General features: G+C 41.4%; 7 protein-coding genes. 1 reads left to right on the top strand and 6 read right to left on the bottom strand.

From position 1 onward, the window contains the following. Window positions 1-631: ATP-binding cassette domain-containing protein (locus tag Q1V93_RS07005; RefSeq protein WP_300663165.1), on the top strand; the 631-nt coding region annotated here is incomplete at its 5' end. 171 nt (window positions 632-802) lie between these two features. On the opposite strand, the gene Q1V93_RS07000 is transcribed toward Q1V93_RS07005, so the two are convergent. From Q1V93_RS07000 to Q1V93_RS06975, 6 genes are all read right to left on the bottom strand, one after another. Further along, the gene (locus Q1V93_RS07000) at window positions 803-2152 is read right to left on the bottom strand and encodes a YHYH protein (protein WP_300663163.1); all 1350 of its coding nucleotides are present in this window, start codon (window positions 2150-2152) and stop codon (window positions 803-805) included. A gap of 127 nt (window positions 2153-2279) precedes the next feature. Beyond that, window positions 2280-3299, bottom strand: a complete 1020-nt coding sequence (locus tag Q1V93_RS06995) for a cytochrome c peroxidase (protein ID WP_300663162.1) — start codon at window positions 3297-3299, stop codon at window positions 2280-2282. Then, complete coding sequence (locus Q1V93_RS06990) at window positions 3296-3961, bottom strand: MbnP family protein (RefSeq protein WP_300663160.1); 666 nt, start codon at window positions 3959-3961, stop codon at window positions 3296-3298. Before Q1V93_RS06990 ends, Q1V93_RS06995 begins: the two co-directional genes overlap by 4 nt. Next, on the bottom strand, window positions 3961-4395 hold the full coding sequence (locus Q1V93_RS06985) for a hypothetical protein (protein WP_300663158.1): 435 nt from the start codon (window positions 4393-4395) through the stop codon (window positions 3961-3963). The genes Q1V93_RS06990 and Q1V93_RS06985 overlap by 1 nt, the downstream gene beginning before the upstream one ends. After that, the gene (locus Q1V93_RS06980; RefSeq protein ID WP_300663156.1) at window positions 4392-4652 is read right to left on the bottom strand and encodes a hypothetical protein; all 261 of its coding nucleotides are present in this window, start codon (window positions 4650-4652) and stop codon (window positions 4392-4394) included. Before Q1V93_RS06980 ends, Q1V93_RS06985 begins: the two co-directional genes overlap by 4 nt. Before the next feature lie 31 nt (window positions 4653-4683). Next, the coding region (locus Q1V93_RS06975) for an RNA polymerase sigma factor (protein WP_300663154.1) at window positions 4684-5183 on the bottom strand (500 nt) is incomplete at its 5' end.

Below are 5183 nucleotides of genomic sequence, written 5' to 3'. Positions count from 1 at the left end.
CTTAGTAGGAACTTCCGGAGGTGGAAAGACAACTATTTCGTCGTTGGTTCTGAACTATTACAAAGTCAACAAAGGAGCGATTTACTTTGGAGACACGAATGCAGATTCTATTGATATCAAATACCTGAGAAAACATATTGCGATTGTTCCACAAGATGTTTTGCTTTTTGCAGGAAGCATTCTGGAAAACATTGCTTTCGGAAATCCGGATGCAAGCGAAGATGCGATCATCAGTGCGGCAAAACAGGCCAATGCGTATGATTTCATTACGAGTTTCCCTGATGGTTTTAAAACGCAGGTTGGAGATCGTGGAATTCAGCTTTCGGGTGGTCAGAAACAACGGATTGCTATTGCACGAGCTATTTTGAAAAACCCTACCATTTTGATTTTGGACGAAGCGACTTCTGCTTTGGATTCAGAATCAGAAAGAGTGGTTCAGGATGCTTTGGAAAAATTGATGCAGGGAAGAACCTGTATCGTTATCGCTCACCGGTTGAGTACGATTCGTAATGCAGATAAAATCCTGGTACTTCAGAATGGAAATATCGTTGAAAGCGGAAATCATTCGGACTTAATGGCAACGAGTGGTGTTTATTCTGATTTGGTAAAAATTCAGGTCAACCTCGGATAAGTCATTGATTTTCAATCCCGTCCCAATATTGGGAAATTGGGTTTTGGGGAAATTGTTTTTTTCCAATTTCGGGAATTTAGCCGCAAACAAATCCTACATCAACGCATTGAATTACAGATACAAAAAACGCAGACCAAAATAGTCTGCGTTTTTAATTTAAACCGGAAATCACTACTTCACAATCAACAACTTCCTTGTAATTGCGCTACGGGAAGTTTTGATCCGAACAATGTAATCACCGGAATAAAGCAATTGTGTGTCAAAAAAAGCAATCGTGCTGCCAGCCGGAATCACTTTTTCCAAAACCATTCTTCCTGTCAGATCCATTAATTGCACCGTCAGATTTTCTTTCACCAAACCATTCACCTGGATCGCTACCAAATCCGTTGCAGGGTTCGGAAACAAATCAATATTCAGGTTTTCAAGTTCCGACTGAGTCAAACCATTCGTTACCGGAGTATAAGTCGTTGTGGTCTCTCCTACCGATGTCACTTTTGTCACAACTTTATTTCCATAAAACGTCGGGCCAACAACATACGGATAAGCCGAATTCCAGTTTTCATCTACCGTTGCGAAATAACAATAGATTCCCGCAGGATATTCAGGAGTAATACAGAATCGACCATTGTGAATATCCAGGTAATCTTCGCTCGCCGGAGCTGTAAATTCATAATCTTCGCGGAAATAACCCAAAGGATACGTTGTATTTACTGCCGGGCCTGCCGTCACTGAAGCTCCAGTATAGTATGTATTCCGAACGGTAATATTTCTCAACGAAAAAGAAGATTTCATGCGCACAATTCCACCCGTACCGTTTGCATTTTTATAGGCATAGGCTCCATAAATCGGGAAACCATCGTATGCATATCCGATCAGCGGAGAATGCTGTGTGCTGTCAATCGCGTACAAACCGTCCGAATCATACAAATTACAAACGGTAGAAATGACCTGCAAATCCAGATCAAATGCGCTCGGGCTTTGATGATGATGATAATTTCCCATTGCCGGATGTCCTTTCGCACAGTCAAAACCGCCGCGTTCGCCCACAACAGCATCCCTGTTCCAAACACCGTCGCCCATTCCACCCATCGGGCCACCAGCAAGCGCATTGGTCGAATTTTTCCAGGAAACACCATCACGGTAATCAAACAGGGCAACCCCGTTAATGAAAACACCGATGTTTCCACCGGTTGTAGCCGTAAGAGTTCCCGTGTTTTGCGCCGGACTCAGGGGAATTTTGAAAATGGCATTCTGATCTGTTGCCTGACTTGGATTACCATCCAGAAACGGCCCTGTCGGATAAGAAGGAATCCCATTGGTAGTAACATACACCCAGGCGGATGAATATTGAATCAATTGCGTGTTCACCGGAACATTGTCCTGGATAGGTGTCGAATTTCCACTCACATAATGACTTCCGTTCAAAGTAGTATTTTGCAACCAGGAAGTAATCGCGGGTCCTTGCGAAAAAACGGTCAGGGAGGAAATCGGGAATAGAATAATTGCAGTTATTTGTTTCATAGTTTAGAGCATTTAAAAATTTAGACGACACTTCCACATAAATCCCTCGTATGAAAAGAAAAAAACCGGTCCTCCAAACTAAATTGGATAGACCGGTCTCTCTTACGCTACCTTGTTAGGCTAAAAATCATCCCGGTATTCGCGGATAGTAGAATTGTTTATTGGTCAAAAAGGTATAATCCGTGAGTGTTTTCAGGAAAGCAATGATATTTCGTTTGTCGTTTTCATTCAAATCAATCCCGTTGCGAAGCTTTGGAGACAAGGTCGGAGATGAATGAATATTCGATGAGTAGTGAAACAATACCATTTGAAGGCTTCGGTATCGCCCATCGTGCATATAAGGTGCCGAACGTTCAATGTTTCGAAGCGTCGGAACTTTAAATTTCAGGGAATCCGAAGGTTTCTGAGTGACTTTCATCCGACCCATATCCTGAAGCATTGAATCCGGAACCAGGCCATTATTTTCGAAGTTTTGATTCGTAAACAACGGTTCCGTGTGACAGGAAACACAATGTTGCCGGAACAAATCATATCCTTTGGTTTCGGATTCCGTAAATTGAATTCCATTTTCACCACGCATCACACGATCATACTTTGAATCGGAACTCACGAGTGTCAGCATGAACTGCGAAAGTGCTTTTAGAAAACGTTCTCCGGTAATCGTTTCAGAGTGAAATGATTGTCTAAATAATTGCCTGTACTTTTCCTGTTTGTTGATTTTTTGAAGCACATGCGAAAGGTTTTCATCCATTTCCAGGTGATTTTCCAAAGGTGCTAATGCCTGCACATCCAAATGATTGACAGCTCCGTCCCACATAAAATGCTTCCCCCAGGCCAGGTTCACCAAAACCGGAGAATTACGTGTTCCGATCCGGTCTTTAATTCCGTGACTTAAAGCATGATCAATATGGGTAAACGCATTGTACGGAGAATGACAACTGGCACAAGAAATCGTGCTATCAGAAGATAAAACAGGATCGTAAAAAAGCGTTCTTCCCAATTGAACAGTCGCAGAATCCAAAGGATTTTTTTTGAAATCATAAACCGGTTCCGGCCAGTTGGAAGGTGTTTTCCAGAGTCCTTCTGCGTACCGGAATGAAACCAGGAGCAAAAACAAAATCAGAAAATATGCTTCCAGTCTTTTCATGGCTTCAGCTCAATTGATTTTGTGAGTAATTGCGTATATTCAACCGCTTTGATACTTGGCGACATCACATGCAGATCGGATTTCGACCGGATCACTTCATTCATCAGTGAACTCAAATCGATGTTTAATTGCGGATTCGTCGTTTGATTGCTTTTAAGCACCAGCTGCTGAACTCCTGAAAAAGGCCGTACATATCCTCCTAAATGAAATTGAAAGGCTTCCTGTTTCGGAATGGAGAATGTGCCCTCCAGTTTACAATTGATGTAACCGCTTTGCCAGCTCCAATACATTCCATGCATCGGATCAAGTGCTCCCGACATTGCTCCAGAAGTATTCGTGATACTATCTATACCGAACAAAAAACAGATCTTATTTACCTGAAATGCATTGATTTGCGGAAAAATCAATTTCCGGGTGGAATCATTCTCAAAGTCAATCAAATATGCGGCAACCGAATCAACTGCAATTAGTTGATCGTTTTGGTAAAATTCGAATTTCGACAAATAGAAACGAGCCTGTTCCAGTTGAAAGAAATGATCATTCAGTTGAACCGGCTGATTTAATCTAACGGGCTGCTTACTGACCATCAAATTGACGTCAATCGTAAGCTGCCCCCATCCGAATAATGGAAACAAAATCAATCCGGTTAATAAGCTCTTCATCAACGTCCTGGTCCTTTTGGTGGTGAAAACAACGCTGCTATTTCCCGGTTCAGCGCTTTGAAATAGTTTTTCTGATCCGGTCGGCACAATTTTGCAATGTCTTTGAAATGATTGAAATGAATGTGTTCTATTTTCGCTTCGACTTTCAGAATTTGCTGCAATAAACTATCTGAAAAAGGCGCATTCAGGTCGGAATACAATTGTTGTTTCTGAAACTGTAATTCTCTTTCGGCACCTCTGATTGCTTTTCGGTGTTCATGGATCAAAGCATCATATGCTGCAACCTGTTTTTCATCGAAATGCAATTTTTCAATGATTTCATTTCTCGGTCCCTGGTGTCTTCGTTCGGGAGCCATCACCCATTTATAAATGAATAAGGCATTACTTAAAAGCAACACGACAATAAACCCGTTTCTAATCACCGACTTTTTCATTGGTACAACTGATTAGAAGGTGCCAGGTTCATTTCGGAAACCAAACCGTCATTGTTTTCAGGTTTATTCTTCGATCCCAAAACAATTACATTCAGCACAACAATCAGCACAATTCCAGTCAGATAAATAACCGTTTTCCGCGTCGACAAATGATCAAGAAGTTCTTCCTGCAGTTTTGCCTGAATACGCGTCAACAGGAATGGAGAAACTTCTGCTTTCTCTATCTTTTCCAAAGTATGTAACGGATCTTTTTTCATGCTATTCATTTTTTAGACGACACTTTGAGCTTTACCCCTCGCCGCTGTTCATTTTTTTTGAAAGATTTGTTTTCGCACGCTGAACCAGTGATTCAACCGCTTTGGGAGAAAGCCCCATAATTCCGGCAATTTCACTGAGAGAAAGTTGTTCGATCTTATTCAGAATCAAAGCCGTTTTCTGATTATCCGGAAGTTCATTGATACAGGAAAAAATAAATTCCGTTTCCTCTTTATATTCCATTAAAACTCCCGGATGGTTGAATTCAACCGAATCGTTCCCGGAAAGTTCATGGGTAAACCAAAAGAAGCGCTTCTTCCGTTTTTTTGCTTTCAGAAAATCCAATGATTTATTGATTGCAATGCGATAAAGCCAGGTGCTGTGATTGGCTTCGTTCCTGAATTTATCCAATGATTTGTAAGCAGCAAGGAAAACATCCTGCGTAACCTCTTCCGCATCGTTTACATTCTGAACGTACTGCAATACCAGGTTATAAACCTGTTTGGCGTATTTTTCATACAGTAGTTCAAGCG

Origin of the sequence: Fluviicola sp., from assembly GCF_030151805.1 — a bacterium.
GTDB lineage: Bacteria > Bacteroidota > Bacteroidia > Flavobacteriales_D > Crocinitomicaceae > Fluviicola.
This window is presented reverse-complemented; position numbering and strand designations above follow the sequence as displayed.

What these genes read in the sequence shown, in the direction of transcription:
- Q1V93_RS07000 (WP_300663163.1), bottom strand. Translation starts at nt 2,152, where the DNA reads ATGAAACAAATAACTGCAATTATTCTATTCCCGATTTCCTCCCTGACC.
- Q1V93_RS06995 (WP_300663162.1), bottom strand. Translation starts at nt 3,299, where the DNA reads ATGAAAAGACTGGAAGCATATTTTCTGATTTTGTTTTTGCTCCTGGTT.
- Q1V93_RS06990 (WP_300663160.1), bottom strand. Translation starts at nt 3,961, where the DNA reads ATGAAGAGCTTATTAACCGGATTGATTTTGTTTCCATTATTCGGATGG.
- Q1V93_RS06985 (WP_300663158.1), bottom strand. Translation starts at nt 4,395, where the DNA reads ATGAAAAAGTCGGTGATTAGAAACGGGTTTATTGTCGTGTTGCTTTTA.
- Q1V93_RS06980 (WP_300663156.1), bottom strand. Translation starts at nt 4,652, where the DNA reads ATGAAAAAAGATCCGTTACATACTTTGGAAAAGATAGAGAAAGCAGAA.